A 17,528-nucleotide genomic window follows, 5' to 3' on the forward strand; every position below is an offset into this window, starting at 1 on the left:
ACCCGCCCCCGTCGCGAAACAAAAGCCCAACCGCCCCGGTAAGTATCGATCCGGGACGCCCAAAAATCAATACAAATCAGTAGACGACGGACCGGTTGCTCTCCACCCGGGGGCCGGAGCCGTGGCCGCTGTATTCCCGAAGCTTTTGGGGATCCGAGGCCTTGGCCAGGGCGTCCTCGAAAGAGATCATCCCGGAATTGACCAAGTCGGCCAAAGCCCGGTCCAGCGGCACCATGCCGTATTTGGATCCGGTTTCGATGGCGCCGTAGATCATATGGGTTTTCCCCTCCCGGATCAGGTTGGAAATGGCGGGCGTCACCACCATGACCTCCCGGGCGGCCACGCGCCCGTGGCCGTCGGTCACGGGAACCAGGGTTTGGCAGACGACGCCCTTGAGCACGGTCGACAGCTGAACCCGGACCTGCTGTTGCTGGTGGGGCGGGAACACGTCGATGATGCGGTCCACGGTCTGGGCCGCGTCGGTCGTGTGAAGGGTGGCGAAGCACAGGTGGCCCGTTTCCGCGGCGGTCAGCGCCATGGAAATGGTCTCGATGTCCCGCATTTCCCCGATTAAAATGACGTCGGGGTCCTGCCGGAGGGCGTGTTTGAGGGCTTCCTGGAAACTGTGGGTCGAATGCCCCACTTCGCGCTGGCGGACGATGCAGCGCTTGGGTTCGTAGACGAACTCGATGGGGTCCTCCACGGTCAAAATGTGCTGCCGCCGGACCTGGTTGATGATTTCGATCAAGGCGGCCAACGTGGTCGATTTGCCGGCGCCGGTGGCGCCCGTCACGAGCACCAGCCCCCGGGCCAGATTGGCGAATTCCAGGATGGCGGGGGAGAGTTTGATTTCGTCCGGCGCGGGAACTTTCGAGGCGATCACCCGCAGGACGGCTTCGACCCCGTTGATCTGCATGAGGACGTTGACGCGGAAGCGGGCCAATCCGGCGATGGAAAAGGAGCAGTCCAGCTCCAGATTCTGCTCAAATTTTTGTTTTTGCTCGTCGTAGAGCATGGAATAGATGAGGCGCTTGGTCTCTTCCGAGTTCAACGCCGGCAGGCCCGGCATGTCCAACACCTCGCCGTGGACCCGGGTCATGGGCGGGCGCCCGATCAACAAATGCACGTCGGACGCTCCCTGTTTGACGGCCAAACGCAGGATATCGATCATCTCCATCGGTCCACCTCCCGGTGGTTCAAACGCGCGTTATTCCTCGGACCCGGTAAAATCTTCGCCCAGCACCACCTCGACGTCGGTCCGAAGGGCCGGGTCGGCGTCGGAGTAGGCGCCCAAAAGTCCCAGACGGTCCGCCACGCGCCGGGCCCGATCAAAGTGCCCGGAACGGTCCACGACGCGGCTCTTGTTCTGCCGCCCGCTGTAATTGCCCCAATCGATGACGTCGAACCCCTCGCGCCGGAGGCGCCGCGTGACCGCCAGGGCCAGTCCCGGGCGGCCCGAGGCGTTCCACACCTTGACGGTGGGGGCGCGTCCGGCTTCCGGCGCCGCGGGCTCCGTCCCCGCCGCGGGGAGATCCTCCCCCTCCGAGGCCGCCGCCGGGGCCGCGGTCTCGCCTTTCAAAATCTGCTGGATCACGTAGGCCGCCCGGTCCTTGTCCATCTCCCAATAGGCCCCCCGGGGGCGCCCGGGCAACAACCAAGGGTTGATGTCGGGGCCGCGCATTCTTTTGCCCTCGACAAACAGGAAAGGCAGTTCAAAAGCGCGGACGTTCGTGTGAAGCGCCCAGGCCGCCTCGGACAGGGCCCGGGGCCAACGCCAAAACACCGTGGGCGAAGTGGTCAATTTCAATAGCGACCGCAAAAATTCCATTTGCCGGAGAATCCGGCCCCGGTCGCCGCTTTTGCCGCGGAACCGGACGTAGCCCAGGGCCTCGGTGCCGTTCAGGCGGTACACGCCCGGGTCCTTGTGAAAGTGAAAATTCCCCGCCCGGTCGTCGTAGTGCATCGGCTCGTCCACCGCGACCGTCACGCCGCCCAGCCGGTCGATCATCCGGCGGAACCCTTGGTAATCCACTTGAAAAAAAATCCGCGGCTGGAGCGCGCCGCCCGAGGGCAACAGCTGGGTCACCGCGTCCATCACGGGATGCACCGCGGCCGGGACGTTCCGCTGGGCCGCGTAGTGGTAAGCGAACACCTCATTTATACGCCGAAAACGGTAGCCCGGCAAGTCTATTTTTGTGTCCCGGGGAATGGACAGAACGTTCAGCTTGGTTTGTTGGGGATTGTAGCGCCAGAGCATGAGCGTGTCCGAGTGGGGCGCGTTCTCCGCCAGGTCGGTGCCCAGGAGAATTCCCTCCACGGGTTCCCCGCGCCGGAGAGCCGTGGCCAGAGGCGATCGCACGGCGACCACCGAGAAAAACAGCGCCAGGGCGGCGCCCGCCGCGGCCGCGCCGCGCAAAGCCGTTGTTTCGGAGGCGGGGCTCACGCGAGGGCGTTCCACAGCCGCACCGTTTCGGGGTGGAGGAAACGCCCCGTCGAAACAACGTGCTCGATTTTTTTTCGAACGGTTTCCCGCAGCGCCGCCGTTAAATCCCGGCGGGCCAATCGGCGCACCGCCCGGGCCGCCCCGTAGGAACGATCCGGGGAGGAAAAGTCGGCCACGAACAGGATTCGGTCCAAGCGGGAAAGCCGGGGATGGCCCAGCGTGTGGCGGGCCACGGCGCTCAGGACGCCCCGGTCCTTTTCCCCCACTCCCGGGCGGCGCGGTGGGCGGACACGTGGGCGTGGAACAGGGCGTGGGCTTTCCGTCGATCAATTTCCGCCGACCCCGGGACGGGGACCCGGTGGGCCCGGACGTAACGGGCCAGGGCCGGCCCCGGCATTTCCTTGGCCACGTCGTGCAGGAGGCCCGCGCGCCGGGCCCGTGCCGGGTCTTCGCCGTGAAGACGGGCCAGGTCTTCCGCCCACCGGGCCACGGCCAGGGTGTGCCGGTAACGAGCGGGAGAGAGGGTTTTTTTCAAATGGGCGAGAAGGTCCGGAGCGGCGGCGGTCATGGGCGGTAGAGGCCCCGACGGCGGATGTAGGCGGCCACGGGCGCCGGGGTCAGCCCCCGCAGAGACCGTCCCCCGGTCAGCCGGTCGCGAATTTCCGTCGAAGACACGCGGGGAAGGACGCCGCGCAGGAACCGCACGCGGTCCGCGAACCCCCGGGGCGGACGAACGCCTTTTTCCCCCGGTCGGGCGCCGACCACCACCACGTGGTGCCGAAGAATCTCCCGCCAGCGCCGCCATTTTTCAAAGTGTTTCAACGAATCGCCGCCCAAAATCAGGCGCCATTCGGCCCGGTTTTGCCGCCGGAGCCGCCGAAGGGTTTTGTAGGTGAAGGAAGGCCCCGCGCCCAAATCCCACCGCGACACGGGAAATTCCGGCCTCCGCCCCAGGGCGAGGCGGAGCATGGTCAGGCGTTCCCGGTCGGAGGCCCGGGGCCCCGTGGACTTCAAAGGCGACCGACCGGCGGGAACGAAATGGACTTTGCCCAGTTTTTCCTGACGGAGGGCGGCCCGGGCCAGGGCCAGGTGGCCGGATTGGACGGGATCGAAGGAGCCCCCGAAGTAGCCCAGGACCGGGCGGGGGGCGGCGGGACGGGGACGGGCCACTATTCGCGGATCTGGCCGCTGCCCCGAACCAGATATTTCGTGGTCGTCAGCTCGGGAACGCCCATGGTGCCCCGGGCGTGCATCTTTTGCGTCGAGATCCCCATTTCGGACCCCAGGCCGAAAACACTTCCGTCGTGCAAGCGGGTGGAGGCGTTGTGCAGGACGGCGGCGGAATCCACCTCGGTCATAAACCGCCGGGCGGCCGCTTCGTCGGCGGTAACGATGGCGTCCGAGTGATGGCTGCCGTGGGCGTTGATGTGCTGGATGGCGTGGTCCAGGGAATCGACCACTTTGATGGCGGCTTCCATTCCCAGGAATTCGGTGTCGTAGTCCGCCGGCGTGGCGGCGGTGACGACGGCGCCGCCCAGTCGGCGGGTGTCGGCGTCCCCGTGAACCGCCACCCCGGCCTCGGCGTAACGGCGGACCAGGCCGGGCAGAAATCGGTCGGCCACCGCCCGGTGGACCAGCAGGGTTTCCATGGCGTTGCACACCCCCGGCCGCTGGGTTTTGGCGTTGACGGCCAGGCGTTCGGCCATGGCCAAATCGGCGGCTTGGTCGACGTAAAGGGAGCAGAGGCCCTTGCCGTGGGACAGGACCGGCACCGTGGCCATTTCGCGGATGGCGGTCACCATCTCCTCGCCGCCCCGGGGAATGACCAAATCCACGAACCGGTCCATGCGCACCAGGTCCCGGATCACGGAGCGGTCCGCGGTTTCCACAAACTGAATGGCCCCGGCGGGCAGGCCCGCTTCGGTCAGCGCCCCCCGCAAAACGTGGACGAGCGCGGTGTTGGACTCCAGCGCTTCTTTCCCCCCCCGCAAAATGACCGCGTTGCCGGATTTAAGGCAAAGGCCCGTGGCGTCCACCGTGACGTTCGGCCGGGCCTCGTAAATCATGGCGACGACACCCAGGGGAACCCGGACTTTTTTAACGTTCAAACCGTTGGGCCGGTCCCAATCGGAAAGGATTTCGCCCAGGGGGTCGGGCAGGGCCGCGATGTCCCGAAGGCCCCGGGCCATGTCGTCCACCCGACGGGGAGTCAGGGCCAAACGATCCAACAAGGCGGGGGCCAGGCCGGCTCGGCGGCCCGCCTCCACGTCGATTTCATTTTTAAAAAGGATGTCGTCCCGGTTTTTTTCCAACGCGTCGGCCAGGACCGACAGCGCCCGGTTCCGGGTTTCGGCGGTGGAGGAAGCGAGGACGCGGCTGGCCTCTTTGGCCCGCCCGCCCAGGAGCGCCAGCTCCCGGGTGTACTCCGAGGGCGCCGTGGGCCGCGGGGCGCGGTCGGCGGCCCGGCGGGGCCGGGGGGATCGGGTCTTTTTAGCCTTGGATTTCGCCATGGTCCTATTATAGAAAAAACGGCCTCCCCCCCGTGAGGGAAGGAGGCCGTTTTCGCAAAACCGTCTTGTTACGCGTTGGTGCTCAGAACGTGGATCGCTTCCATTTCCTGGGTGATGGACAGAGACATCCGAACGATCTTCGGCCCTTCCAGGATCAGGAACTGCACCAATTCCCCGATTTCCGGAACGCCCACCTGATTCCAGTGGGCCAGGGTTTTGTCGCCGGTCAGGATGCTCAGGCGGTATTTGATGCTTTCCCCCGAGAAGAGGCCGGGCGCGAACCCCATGGTCTTGGACAATTCGGGAACCGCCTTGTAAAGGCCGGCCACGGAATAGCGGCCCTGTTCGTCCAGAATGCCCGGGGTGGTTCGGGAAACGACGCGGCGGGTCAAGTCCTGCCAGGAGTCCAAGGCGTGCCGGTGGTCGGGACGGCGGAGCGTCTCCAAAACCCCCGGCTTCTGTTCCCGGAGAATCGCGTCCTTCGCCCGGGCGAGCCGCTGGGCGGCGGCGTCGGGATCGCTCGAGACGGCCAGGATCACGGCGCCGTTCTGAAGCGAACTCAGGAGGCTTCGCACCAATCCCGCGTCGTCCTGGGCGTCGACTTCGATGGTGGCGATGTCCGGCGTGCTCCCCGACGGCCGGGGCACCAGATCCCAATGGGAGGATTGCACGTCCATTTCCCGATGGACCGCCGGGGCCGGGAAGGTCGCCCGCCGAACGAGAACGGCCATGGCGTTGGCTTCCCGTTCCGTCAACGACGCGCCGAACAATTCGGCCCGCTGAGCCAGAAGGAAGAGCGCCAGCGCCCGAACCGCGGACGCGTTGGGCGTCGGGGTCCTCGCCGTGCTGTTTTTGGCCAAGGCGCGCAACGCGTTCATGGCGTAGACGCCGAAACCGCTTTTGGCGTCCTCGGGCTTGTTGCGGGAGAGCGCGTTAAAGGTCGAGATCAGGCGCCGAAGGTCCTTGTCGCTCAAGAAGGCCACGTCGATTTTGGATCGTTCCGCGGGCGAGAGGACGTCGTAGGCTTTCGCGGCGAACCCCAACCACGCGCCGCCGAAGGCGGCGTAAAGCCGGACCAACCCCGCCTGGGGGTCGGTTTTGTCTTCCGGGTTTTCCCGGGTCCATTGCTCGGGCAGAATATCCGAAAACCGCTCGATCGGCAAAAGGGCGTCGACCGCTTTCAGGGACTCCCGGGCGCGGGCCGTTTCGGCGGAGGCGCCGCCGGTTCCGCGGGCCACGACCCCGGCCACGAGGCCGCCCAAACCGAACAACCAGGGCACGAGGGAACTTCCGCCCACGCCGGGAATTCCGAAGAACCCGGCCGCCTCAGCGCCCGTGGGAAGTCCGAACAGGGCCGCCCCGGCGGCCATCAAAGCGATGGACAGCGTCCGGCCCGACATCGTCGGATGGCCCGAGAAAAACGTCAAGCCGTAACCGGTGAGGAAGAACGTCGGCGCGAGACCGAGAACGAAGGACCCGGCGGCGAAAAGAGCCCCGCCGGCCAGCCACACCAACAATTCGGTCGAAGCGGCCCCCGACTGGCGGCCGACAAAGATCCGGCGCGCGGACTCCAAAAAGGCCGCCCGCGGACGGCCGTCGGGCAAGGCGCCGAGCCGTCCGTAAAGGCTCACGCCTTGAATCAAATTCCCCACCGCGGCGGAGCGCCGGACTTCCAGGCCCAGGGCCAGGACCCCGGGCAGGGCGGCCGCGGCCAAAATCACGGGCGAGGCCGTTCCGGCGGCGATCGCCGCGGCCGTACCGGCCACGGACGCCACCACCGCCAACAGCGACGCACGGGCGAACCCGCCTTGGCGGGTCGCCGGGGCGTGAACCGCCGCGGGAGCGTCAAGAAGTCCTTTTAACGTCGCGGTGAACCGCGTCGAAACGGGGACCGCCACGCCGTCGCCGACGTATCGGTTTACGTAGGGGTTCGAAACATTGCCGGGGAACACGATCGGCGCCAGGGACGCGGCCGGCGCCACCACCACGGTGTCTTCTAAATTCAATCCGAAACGGTTGGCCACCGCCCCCAGCCGCAGGGAACGAACCCCGTTTTCAACGGGGCCCAAGCCGTCGGCGCCGTCCACCGCCAGCGTGTAAAGGGCGACGCGGCGCGACAGGGGCCGCGCGGCCAGTTCCTCCGGCAGTCGGCCCCGCACGATCGGTTCCGCCAAAACGACCACCCGGTCGCTCCCTTTCGACGCGGCCGCGTCCACCACCGCCTGCTCCACGCGACCGATCAAGTCGTCGGTGGCGCCGGTGTCCAGGTAGAACACCGTGGTTTTCTGGTCGCGCGGCGTCGGCAGGAACACCGGCGGATGAAACGCCAACCAACGCTCCTGCACGGTGGTTTCGATCAGGGCCCGGCCCCGGCTTTCCGGCAGCCGCTCGGTCAAAGCGTTCAGAAATTGCGTGCCCGCGTCCGCCGCTGGAAGCACGGACCGTCCCAGGGAATGGTTCAGAACGCCGAAGAGCGCCGTCAGCGGCGGAAGCACGGCGGAGACGGAAACGTCGGCCGACGGCCGACGGCCGAGGTCGGCGATTTGAGGGCCCAGCCACGACGCGGCCGCGTTCAGGGGTTCCTCGTTCGGCACGGGACGGGCGATGGGCCGCACGGGAAATTCCGGCGCCGCCAAGGGGATGGTCGCCGGGGATTTCGGCTGGGCAAAATGACGGCCCCCCGCGAACAGATACCACATCCAACCCGCGCCTCCGAAAATCAACCCCAACGTGGAAATCCCGTAGAGGACGGCGACTTTTTGGTTCGCCCATATTTCAGCGAGGCCGACCCATCCCGACCCGTCCAAATACGCCGCCAGTCCAAAAGTCAACACGGCCGCCAACGCCATCGATCCGAGGCCGATGAGCAATGGCACACGCGCGAAACCTCCCTCGGAGCCCCGGCCGCCCGTGGGGGGCGCCGGTGGAACGGGGGTTTCCCGACCGGGAATGCCGTCGTCCGGCCGGAGTGGGACGTAAGACAGGAGGTGCGAAGTCCCTTTCCATTGGAGGACCCCCTCTCGGATATTGATCTCCGGGCTTTCGGCCAGTTGGGCCATTTCCCGGGCCACCCCGCTCAGGCGATCCAGGTCGCTCCGCATCTGGCGGAGGGTCGATTCCAGCGTCTCCCGCCGGCCGGGGGAGAAGTTCCGGTACGGCATGAACTGCAAACCGACGGCCGCCGCTTTCAATCGGAGGACGGGGTGGAGCACGTCCCCCGGGGCGTCTTCCTCGAAAGGCCCCGTCATCGTGTTGTAGAGGGGCGACGACAAGGGCATGGTCTCCAGCCGGTGCAAAACATCCACCGCGGCCTGATGGAGGCGGGCGATGTTCGCGTCGACGACGGCGTCGAACTTTTTGTCCGCGCTCGCATCGCCGGGCACCCACCGCAAGGATTCGATGGTTCGAAGGGCGTGGTCCATCGCGTCCACGCTGTGCCGAAGGACCGAGGCGGCCGTGTTGGCGTCGGACTTCATCTGGGACGGAGCGACCGCGTCCCCGTTGACGGAATGGCGAGGCCGGTCCCCCCGCTGATTCGCCTTTTGAACCTCCGGGAAATCGGAAGGCGCCAGTCCGACCACCTCGCCGTCGGCTCCGAGATCGATCCGAACCCCGGCCCGGGCCAGTTCCGTCAGCCGGGCGGAATAAGCCTCCATGGCCCCGGCCAAATCGTAAAAATTGCCGCGGGCGTCGGCGTTCGTCTCTCCCGCGGCCGTGAGCGGCTTTTGCGGGGTCCCCTTGTAGGCGATGAACTCCCGGCGCCCGATGGACCGGAACGCCACCTCCGGCACGCGCCCCCCGGCGTCGATCAGGAGCGGGAGCTGATTGACGAGGAAGTCCTGCACGGCCTGCTCGGTCACGAACCCCGTGTTCGTTTCGGAACCCAATTCGTTGGCGACCCCCTTGGCCATGGGGCGCGTCGTCAGGATTTTGTCTCCCGTTTCCTGCAAAACCCGCGTCCAGCGATCCGGGGGGACGGATTTCAGTTTCTGGACCAGATCCCCGCCGCCTTCATCGAACCCGAACAGCCGGGCCAAGACCAACCGAAGGTCCACCGCGTAGAAGGCGGCGTTGGCGTGCCAGGGGATCGCCTTGCCGCCGACGCCCGTCGTGAGATCGTCCAAATAGCGTCGGCCCTCCTCCAGGAAATTCGCCAAGGGGACGGCGCGCTCGCCCACGAGGATGGTGGCGGGGTCCGTCGGCCCAAGCTTGATCCCGTCCCAAGGGGAATTTTTCCGGACGGGGAACTCGCTCGCCTCCCGAAGAACGCGCCGGGAAACGGTCTCCCCCGTTTCGTTGTTCACGTAGGTTTCCGACACGGCGAGCCCGACCTTTCGGTCGTTGTCCGTCTCGGTGACCATCGCGACCGTCGCCAACGGACGCCCCTCGGACCGGGCCTTTAAGATTTCCCCCACCATGCCTTCCCGGGGGAAGTTCAAGACGTTGTCCCCGTTGCCCACGACGGCGACGCCGTCCGATTTTTCAAGGAAATCGATCATCGCGACTTGGTCCATCAGCGGGGAGAGGAACGCCCAAAGGTGATTTTCCGCCGCGGTGACGACGTCCCCGTTGGAGTAGCGCAGGGCGTACCCCGTTTGCGAATTCAAGGCCGGCTGAACCCGCTGCGTGTAAACGCGTATCTGGCCCTTTTCCAGCCGCTCCCCGTGCTCCTCCGCGACGATGGGAAGAATGCTCCGGGAACTCTCGCCCGGGAAAGGACTCCCCACGCTGACAATGACGCCCACCTTGGCGTCGGGGCTCTGACCGAAAAGGAAGCCGAGGCGCCCCTGGACGATGCTGATCCAGCGGGTCGCCAATTGCCCGTTGGCGAGCCGGACCAGGACGTGGAGGGCCCGATGGACCATTTTGTTGTATCCCATGGCCTTTTTGACCGTGTTGGAGGATCCCCCCGCGAGGAGCAGGCTCAACACGCCCCCGCGCTGGATGGACTCCCGGCCCAATTGAAATTCCGGGGACGTCGGATCGACCGCGAGCGGACGTATTTCTTCCCGCGTCAACAACTTGACGTTGCTCACGGTCCACAAACCCTGTTTCCCCACGCGCGATTCCGGGACGGGCCTCTCGTAAAAAGATTTCGTGCGTTGCGGCGCGGCCGCCCCCCCCGCGGCCGCGGCCAGGTCGTGGGCTTCGCGCAGGGCCTGGCCTTCGCGCAGGTAACGCAGCCAATCGACCCCCGTGTGGGAAAAATAGATTTGGTTCGCCAGGCCGGCCAGCACCCGGCCGACGACCGGGTCCTCGTTGACGAGTCGCAGGTTGTGCAGGAGCTCTTGAACGTCCTGATAGGCGTGGGGGTCTTTCGCAAGCCCCGCGACGGCCAGGCTCTCGATCAGCTCGGGCGTCACTTCCATCGGACGACCGCCGATGGATTGGGCCAACGCGTCGCGCACGGTCGACAACGCCGCGTCCACCACCGCCGCCGGGGGATCGTCCGCCCGCAAGCCCGGTTGCTGGAGGGGGTTCACGGGGATCAACGTCAAAGGGCGATGGGTCACGGCGGGATCGACGGGGAGGGTGAAATCAAGATCCTCCAAATTCAAATCCGTCACGTTCAATCCGAAAAACTCCATCACCGCGGGGTTCCCGAGCGGATTCAAAGCGTCCAAACGGATTTCGTCGATGAACCCGGCGAATTCCCCGTCGCGGGCTTCTTTCACGTCCCGCATCAAATACGTCTGGTTCCCGATCCGAAGCGCGGCGTGATTTCCCAGGCGAACCCGCGTGAGGGCGATTTCCCGGCCGGCGCCGTTACGAAGCAGGATGGTCCGGCCCGTTATTTTCGTCGCCAAGACTTTTTCCCTGGCGGCGGCCGGAAAAAACACGACGGTCGTGGGGCTGAAGGACGGCAAGGGCGGACCCTCTTCGGCGGGGCGGAAATTCCCGCGCGCGATGTCGATCACCCTGGCCGCGAGGCTCCAACGGGCCTTCATCATACTGAAGGCCGCCACCGCCGCCCCGCCCAGGAGAAGGGCGCCGAGGCCGCGGGCGGCGGAATAGAGGTTGAGCAATTCGGGAATTAAGCCCCCCCCCGCGGCGTAGGCCGCGGGAGCGAAAAACAAAACGGAAACCACCGCCGCGATCTTCAGGCTTCTCGTCAGGACGGGGACGCTTCCGCCCAGGAACCCGCGCCCACCGACGATGGCCGGCAAGGCCGCCGGTCCGGCCGTCTCCGGTCGCTTTCCCCCGAGGAGGAACGACACCAGCGCCGGAGCGCGGAGAGACGGTCGGCCGCCCGGCGCGGAAATCGTGCGCGCGGCGACGGCGGTTTTCGCCGCCTCGGCCAGCTTCTTTTCAACCAGTTGGACCACGGCGTCGCGCTGCCGCGCGTCAAGTCCCCCGCGCGCAAAAGGGCCGTGTTCGAACAAATAAGAAACCCGGTCGATGACGTCCCCCAACGGCGTTCCATACAGCTGCCGCCGCGGAGACCCGAGGAAGGCCCCGTTCCCGGGGGCGGTGGCGACCGCGTCGACCTGGTCCGGGGTCAATTTGTTGAGCATGTCCAGCAGGGTCGCGTCGGCCAAAATCCGTTGGGCTTCGTAGAGGTTGTTGTCGGGCGTGTCCAACTGGGCGGTGATCGAATACCGGGGATTCCGCGCGTTTTGCTCGGCGGATCGAAGAAGGCTGTTCTGCACTTCGACCATCACCGGATGACGCGGCCCGCCGTCGATCTCCTTGGAACCGAGCCGCACGGGCCCTTCCCGGAAAACCTGCCAAATCCGCGCTTGGACCAACGCAAAAGCCGGGGGCAAATTCGTCCCGTTCAGGAAGGCGTCCTTCTTGAGAAGATCGTAAAACGCGGGCAACGATTCGCGGGGGATCCCGACCAGCAAGGCCCGAACGACGTTGTCGCTCAACACCCGCTGGGCCTCCACCCCGGGATTTGCTTGATAAAGGAAATCCTGAAACCGGGGCACGACGCTGGCGGCCGCCGGCTTTTTCTCGACGCTCCGCAGGTCCTCAAACCACTTCTGAAGGGAGTCCCACCAACCGCCGGCCAGGACTTGGGCGGGCCCGGCCGTGACGGTCACGGACAAATTTCCGGCCGTTCCGGCGTTGATCCGGCCGGGGGCGGGAACGGGGGGCGTTTCCGCGGCCGAAAAATCGAGGGCCAAAGGCGCGTCTCCGGCGGTGAGATTCACGGTCGTTCCCTCGATGGAGGTGACGGCCAGAGGCACGGGGGCGGCGGCCAGGGCCCGTTGGGCGGCGTCCGACTTGGCGGCGGCCGCGGCGTCCCGGGGCGTGGCCGCGCCCAGGGCCAACACGGCGGCGAAAGCGAGGACCGAGAGGCCCCGGGTGACGCTGTCGTGAACGCCGGCGAATCCGGCGGGCGCGTTTTCCGCCAATCCGAGGGTGTTGCGGATGAAGAGTTTTTCCCCGAGCATCATTTTTTCCAAGGGGGTGTGGTCCCGGACGAAGACGTCCAGGTAGTTGTCGTCCTTGTCCACTTTGGTCAGGCGCGGCGTGACGACGACGTGGCCGATGCCCTTTTGCGTCAGGAGGTCCCGAAGGCCCTCGGTGTGGAAGCCGCCGGCCACCAGCACCGCCGACTTGGCGCCGGAGGCGCGAAGGCGTTCAAAAAGGTTTTGGACGAAGTGATCGTTGCGGGCCTGGGCGGTGGCGTAGAAAGTTTCGTAAGGCGCGAGCGAAAAGCCGAATTCGGCTTTTGGGACGGCGACGCCGCTCTTCTGCCCGGCGGCGGCCAGGCGCGCCGCGAAGGCGCGCAGGTCGTTGGCGCGCTTTTGATAGGCGCTCCAATCCCGGTAGGTTAAATTGTGGTGAAGCAATTTGCCGAGCAGAACATGGTCCCGGGAAAGCCGGGCCGCTTCCTTTTGGGCCGAGGACGTGGCGAGGCCTTCGGTCACGGAATCCTCGAGGCGGCCGATTTCGTTCAAGAACGACGTGCGCGCGATCCCGTCGGTCAAGAGGGCGTAGGAAACGTACTTTTTCAATTCCGGCGTGTGGGCCAAATCCACCTTGACCCGTTGGGCGGCGGCGCTCAAGGCCTTGTAATAATCGCCGAAACCCACGTGGTGCAAGCGGAATTCCATGCTGAGGGCCACCAGGCGCGTGAGATCGTCCTTGGAGAGCCGCCCGGTCAGGGACCGAAGGAATTCGGTCCGCTCCGCTTCCACTTTTTTAAAGTCGATGGTTTTTTCCAAGAGGATGGCTTTGCGGAAAAGGGCGATGTTCGGATACGTGTTCAAATTGATCCCGGCCCGCAGGGCGGGACCGGCGGCGATGGATTCCACGTAGTCGCTCAAGGGAATTTTCTCGTCGGCGTAGAGGGAGCGCTGGCGTTCAAAGATTTTCAAGTCCGCGCTGTACACTTTATCCTGGAGAGCCGCGAGGGCGCCTTCGGCGGAGGCTTCAAAGGCGGCCACGACGGGGCGGAGGGCCACCGTCTGCTTGTACGCCTCCACGTTGGCCAGATAGGCCGCTTCGTCCTCGATGCCCCAAAGGGTCGCCGACGCGGGCGCGTTCAACCCGAAATATTCGGCGCCGCTCAACACCCGTTCGTTGATCAAAAAGTCCGACGCCCAGCGGAGGGCCTCGGGGGCGTTCATGGCGCGGAACCGGTCGGTCAACAGGCCGCCGGTCGCCCCTTCAAGACCGACGACGGAAAGCCCCGCCCGGGTTTGGTAGGATTCCATGATTTTAGAGATGTTCAGTTGCGCTTCGGGGACGTTGTGCACGTCCTGGAGCAGGACGATGACGGGATCGGCGGATTTATCGAAGGACCAGGTCGCGGCTTTTTGGAGGGCGCCCGTCACGTGAAAATCCTCGATTTCGCCGAAGGGCGTGACCAGGGTTCGCATCCAGGCCGGCAGGGGCTTTTGGTCGGTGGTGCGGGGGGTGACGAGATCGGCCAACCCTTTGGTCACCAGGTCCCGGGCGCCGGCGGCCACGCCGTCGACGGCCTTCTCGTCCAACAGCATGGGGTTGGCGCCCTTGAACATCCCGGCGTACAGGGAACGGGATTCGGCCGTTCCGGCGTCGGCGGCGGAGGGTTCCGCGACGGTCCGGGCGGCTTTCTGACGGTCCTGCCAAAAATTGGCTTCCACGACGGGCACGGAGACCGTCGTAAACAGAAACACCGACGCGGTGGCGCCGGCGATGGTGGATTTCAATTTTTTAAGGCGAGCTGTGGAAAACGTCATTGTTCCCCTCCGGGAAATTCATCTAAATACGAACTTATTATGCCCGTGAGGGTCAAAAATCCCCTTAAGTTAGTGTAAATTAGATGTAACACTTATTCCCCGATGAAATCGCCCTCCCACCGGCCGACGCCCGGCGATTTTGTAAAATCCGAAGACTTTCCAAACGGAGCGACCATGTCTTCCACCAATTCCTTCGGCACCAAAGTTCACCTGACCCCGGGCGGTCCCCATTATTTTCGTCTTCCGACCCTGGAGGAAAAGGGCGTGGCCAACGTGTCCCGCCTTCCCTACTCCATCCGAATCCTGTTGGAAAACGCCCTGCGCAACGAGGACGGCCGCCTGGTCACGCGGAAAGACGTCGAAACCCTCCTGCATTGGGTGCCCAAAAATTTGCCGGAAAAAGAAATCCCCTTCATCGCCGCGCGCGTTCTCCTGCAGGATTTCACCGGGGTCCCCGTGGTGGTGGATTTGGCCGCCATGCGCGACGCCGCCCGGGCCGCGGGGGTGGACCCCAAAAAGATCAACCCGCTTTTCCCGGTCGACCTCGTGATCGACCACTCCGTCCAAGTCGACGCCTTCGGGTCCGCCGAGGCCTTCGGCGCCAACGTGGAGACCGAATACGCCCGCAACCGCGAGCGCTACGTCTTTTTGAAGTGGGGCCAGAAGGCCCTGCGGAATTTCCGGGCCATCCCCCCCGATATGGGGATCGTCCACCAGGTGAATTTGGAATACCTGGCCCCCGTCGTCATCAAGCGGGACGGCGTTCTCTTCTTCGACACCGTGATCGGCACCGATTCCCACACCACCATGATCAACGGCCTGGGCGTCCTGGGCTGGGGCGTGGGCGGCATCGAAGCCGAAGCCGCCCTGCTGGGCCAGCCCCTGTCCATGCTCCTGCCCGAGGTGATCGGCGTGCGCCTGACCGGCCGCCTGCCCGCCGGGGCCACGGCCACCGACGCGGTGCTGACCGTCACCCAGCTTTTGCGAAAGAAAAACGTGGTCGGCAAATTCGTCGAATTCGTCGGCCCGGGCTTGGATCAGCTCTCCCTGCCGGACCGCGCCACCATCGCCAACATGGCCCCCGAATACGGCGCCACCATGGGCTTTTTCCCGGTCGACCCGGAAACCCTGGCCTACCTGCGCCTCACCGGGCGCACCGAAGACGACCTCCATCGGACGGAAAGCTACCTCAAAGCCCAGGGCCTTTTCCGGACGCCGACCTCTCCCGTCCCCGAATATTCCGATCTGTTGGAGTTGGACCTCTCCACCATCGTCCCCTCCCTGGCGGGTCCCAAGCGGCCCCAGGACCGGGTGCCTCTATCCGACGCCAAGGCGTCCTTTCAAAAGTCCCTGGCGGCCCCCGTCAAGGACCGCGGTTTTGAAATCCCGGCCGAGGAGATCTCCCGCAAAGTCCGCGTCGAATCCAACGGCCACGTGACGACCATCGGCCACGGCGCCGTGGTCCTGGCCGCCATCACCAGTTGCACCAACACCTCCAATCCGTCGGTGTTGATCGCCGCCGGGCTCCTGGCCAAAAAAGCGGTGGAGCGGGGCCTTTCCGTCGCGCCCCACATCAAAACCAGCCTCGCCCCCGGGTCCCGGGTGGTGACGGATTATTTGAACGCCGCCGGCCTTTCGACCTATTTGGACAAGCTCGGTTTTCATTTGGTGGGCTACGGGTGTACGACCTGCATCGGCAACAGCGGACCCCTTCCGGAAGCCGTGTCCAAGGCCATCAAGGAAGGTCGTCTCGTCGCCGCGGCGGTTCTCTCCGGCAACCGAAACTTCGAAGGCCGCATCAACCCTCACGTCAAAGCCAATTACCTGGCGTCCCCCCCCCTGGTCGTGGCCTACGCCCTGGCCGGCCGCCTGGATTTGGATTTGACCCGGGAACCCCTGGGCATCGGATCCGACGGAAGTTCGGTGTTCCTCAAGGACGTTTGGCCCACGGAAGCGGAAATCCGGGACGTGCTTCAATCGTCCGTCCGGGCCGACATGTTCCGGGAACGCTACCGCACCGTGGCCGACGGCGACGACCACTGGAATTCTCTGAACGTTCCGACCGGCGACCTTTACGCCTGGGACCCCGCGTCCACCTACATCAAGCACCCGCCGTATTTCGACGGCATGACCCTGGAATCCGGCGTGCTGGCGGACCTGAAGGGCCTCCGGCCCTTGGCGGTGCTGGGGGATTCGGTCACCACCGACCACATTTCCCCGGCCGGTTCCATCGCCGAGGACAGCCCCGCGGGCAAGTATTTGATCTCCCTGGGCGTGACCAAAAAAGAATTCAACTCCTACGGCGCGCGGCGCGGCAACCACGAAGTGATGATCCGCGGCACCTTCGCCAACATTCGCCTGAAGAATTTGATGGTCCCGGGCGTCGAAGGGGGCGTGACGCTTCACCGGCCCTCGGACGAGCGTTTGGCCATTTACGACGCGGCCCAACGCTACGCCCGGGAAGGCGTTTCCCTCATCGTGATCGCGGGGAAGGAATACGGCACCGGCTCCTCCCGGGACTGGGCGGCCAAGGGAACGCGGCTGTTGGGCGTGCGGGCGGTGATCGCCGAGAGCTACGAGCGCATTCACCGATCCAATCTGGTGGGCATGGGCGTCCTGCCCCTGCAGTTTTTGCCGGGGGAAACCCGGGACACCCTGAGCCTCACGGGACGGGAAATTTTCGATATCGCGGGCGTGGCGGGATTGTCGCCCAAGGCGAAACTAACGGTGACGGTCCGGCGGGAAAACGGGTCCACGTCGACTTTCCAGGCGGTGGCCCGGGTGGACACCCCGGTGGAAGTGGAGTATCTGGCCCACGGCGGCATATTGCCCGCCGTGCTCCGGCAAATCCTAAAAAAAGGTTAACGCGCGGCGGGGTAAAACGAGACCCGGTGGGATTTGAGCCGGCCCTTCTTGTAAACCAGTTTCCCCGAAAACAGCCGCCGGCCCTTCATCCATTTCAGAAACAGACGGTCCCCTTCCCAGAGGGGAAGCCGGGGCACCCGGGCGTCCGGGATCCAGGACAAATCGCCTTCGTCCGACGTCCGGAGCCGCCCGGCGAACCGCCGCGCTTCGAACACCCAGACGTACCAGTCGTCCTCGCCGTCGAACCCCGGAAAACTCAGAAACCCCTTCAAGGCGGGAGTCGTGATTTTCAAGCCGCTCTCCTCCCGCACTTCCCGGATCACGCATTCCTCGGGGCTCTCCCCCGGTAGGAATTTGCCGCCCAGGCCGTTCCATTTGCCCGCGTGAAGGTCGTTTTTCATTTTGACCCGGTGCATCATGAGCGTGCGCCCGTTCCGGCGCAGATAACAAAGCGTGGCGAGTTTCATCGGCGTTCTTGCGTCCCTTCCGGGGAATTATTAAAATAGGACAACATTGTATATATTTTAGCTCCGG

Annotated in this window: 9 protein-coding genes; 1 reads left to right on the forward strand and 8 read right to left on the reverse strand. The window is 65.2% G+C overall.

Translation table 11 applies throughout. The features are described 5' to 3' along the window. Positions 1-76 precede the first annotated feature (76 nt). The 7 genes from IPP68_05270 to IPP68_05300 all read right to left on the reverse strand — a co-directional run bounded on the left by IPP68_05270 (position 77) and on the right by IPP68_05300 (position 14,129). The gene (locus IPP68_05270; protein MBL0349768.1) at positions 77-1,177 is read right to left on the reverse strand and encodes a type IV pilus twitching motility protein PilT; all 1,101 of its coding nucleotides are present in this window, start codon (positions 1,175-1,177) and stop codon (positions 77-79) included. Positions 1,178-1,207: 30 nt separating this feature from the next. After that, on the reverse strand, positions 1,208-2,443 hold the full coding sequence (locus IPP68_05275) for an LCP family protein (GenBank protein ID MBL0349769.1): 1,236 nt from the start codon (positions 2,441-2,443) through the stop codon (positions 1,208-1,210). Further along, on the reverse strand, positions 2,440-2,676 hold the full coding sequence (locus tag IPP68_05280) for a hypothetical protein (GenBank protein ID MBL0349770.1): 237 nt from the start codon (positions 2,674-2,676) through the stop codon (positions 2,440-2,442). The genes IPP68_05275 and IPP68_05280 overlap by 4 nt, the downstream gene beginning before the upstream one ends. A 5-nt stretch (positions 2,677-2,681) precedes the next feature. Beyond that, on the reverse strand, positions 2,682-3,011 hold the full coding sequence (locus tag IPP68_05285) for an HD domain-containing protein (protein ID MBL0349771.1): 330 nt from the start codon (positions 3,009-3,011) through the stop codon (positions 2,682-2,684). Beyond that, positions 3,008-3,613 (reverse strand): nicotinate (nicotinamide) nucleotide adenylyltransferase, encoded by a 606-nt coding sequence (nadD, locus tag IPP68_05290; protein ID MBL0349772.1) that lies wholly within the window; start codon positions 3,611-3,613, stop codon positions 3,008-3,010. The genes IPP68_05285 and nadD overlap by 4 nt, the downstream gene beginning before the upstream one ends. Beyond that, positions 3,613-4,953 (reverse strand): glutamate-5-semialdehyde dehydrogenase, encoded by a 1,341-nt coding sequence (locus IPP68_05295; GenBank protein ID MBL0349773.1) that lies wholly within the window; start codon positions 4,951-4,953, stop codon positions 3,613-3,615. Before IPP68_05295 ends, nadD begins: the two co-directional genes overlap by 1 nt. Positions 4,954-5,021: 68 nt before the next feature. After that, positions 5,022-14,129 (reverse strand): hypothetical protein, encoded by a 9,108-nt coding sequence (locus IPP68_05300; protein ID MBL0349774.1) that lies wholly within the window; start codon positions 14,127-14,129, stop codon positions 5,022-5,024. 174 nt (positions 14,130-14,303) lie between these two features. On the opposite strand from IPP68_05300, the gene acnA reads away from it, so the two are divergent. Then, a complete protein-coding gene (acnA, locus tag IPP68_05305; GenBank protein MBL0349775.1) occupies positions 14,304-16,994 on the forward strand; it encodes an aconitate hydratase AcnA in 2,691 nt (896 codons plus the stop codon). Here the strand turns inward: acnA and IPP68_05310 are convergent. Continuing rightward, positions 16,991-17,461 (reverse strand): 8-oxo-dGTP diphosphatase, encoded by a 471-nt coding sequence (locus tag IPP68_05310; GenBank protein MBL0349776.1) that lies wholly within the window; start codon positions 17,459-17,461, stop codon positions 16,991-16,993. The two genes, acnA and IPP68_05310, sit on opposite strands and share 4 nt — an antisense overlap. Positions 17,462-17,528: the final 67 nt, after the last annotated feature.

The organism is Elusimicrobiota bacterium (assembly GCA_016722575.1).
Taxonomy (GTDB): Bacteria; Elusimicrobiota; Elusimicrobia; order FEN-1173; family FEN-1173; genus JADKIY01.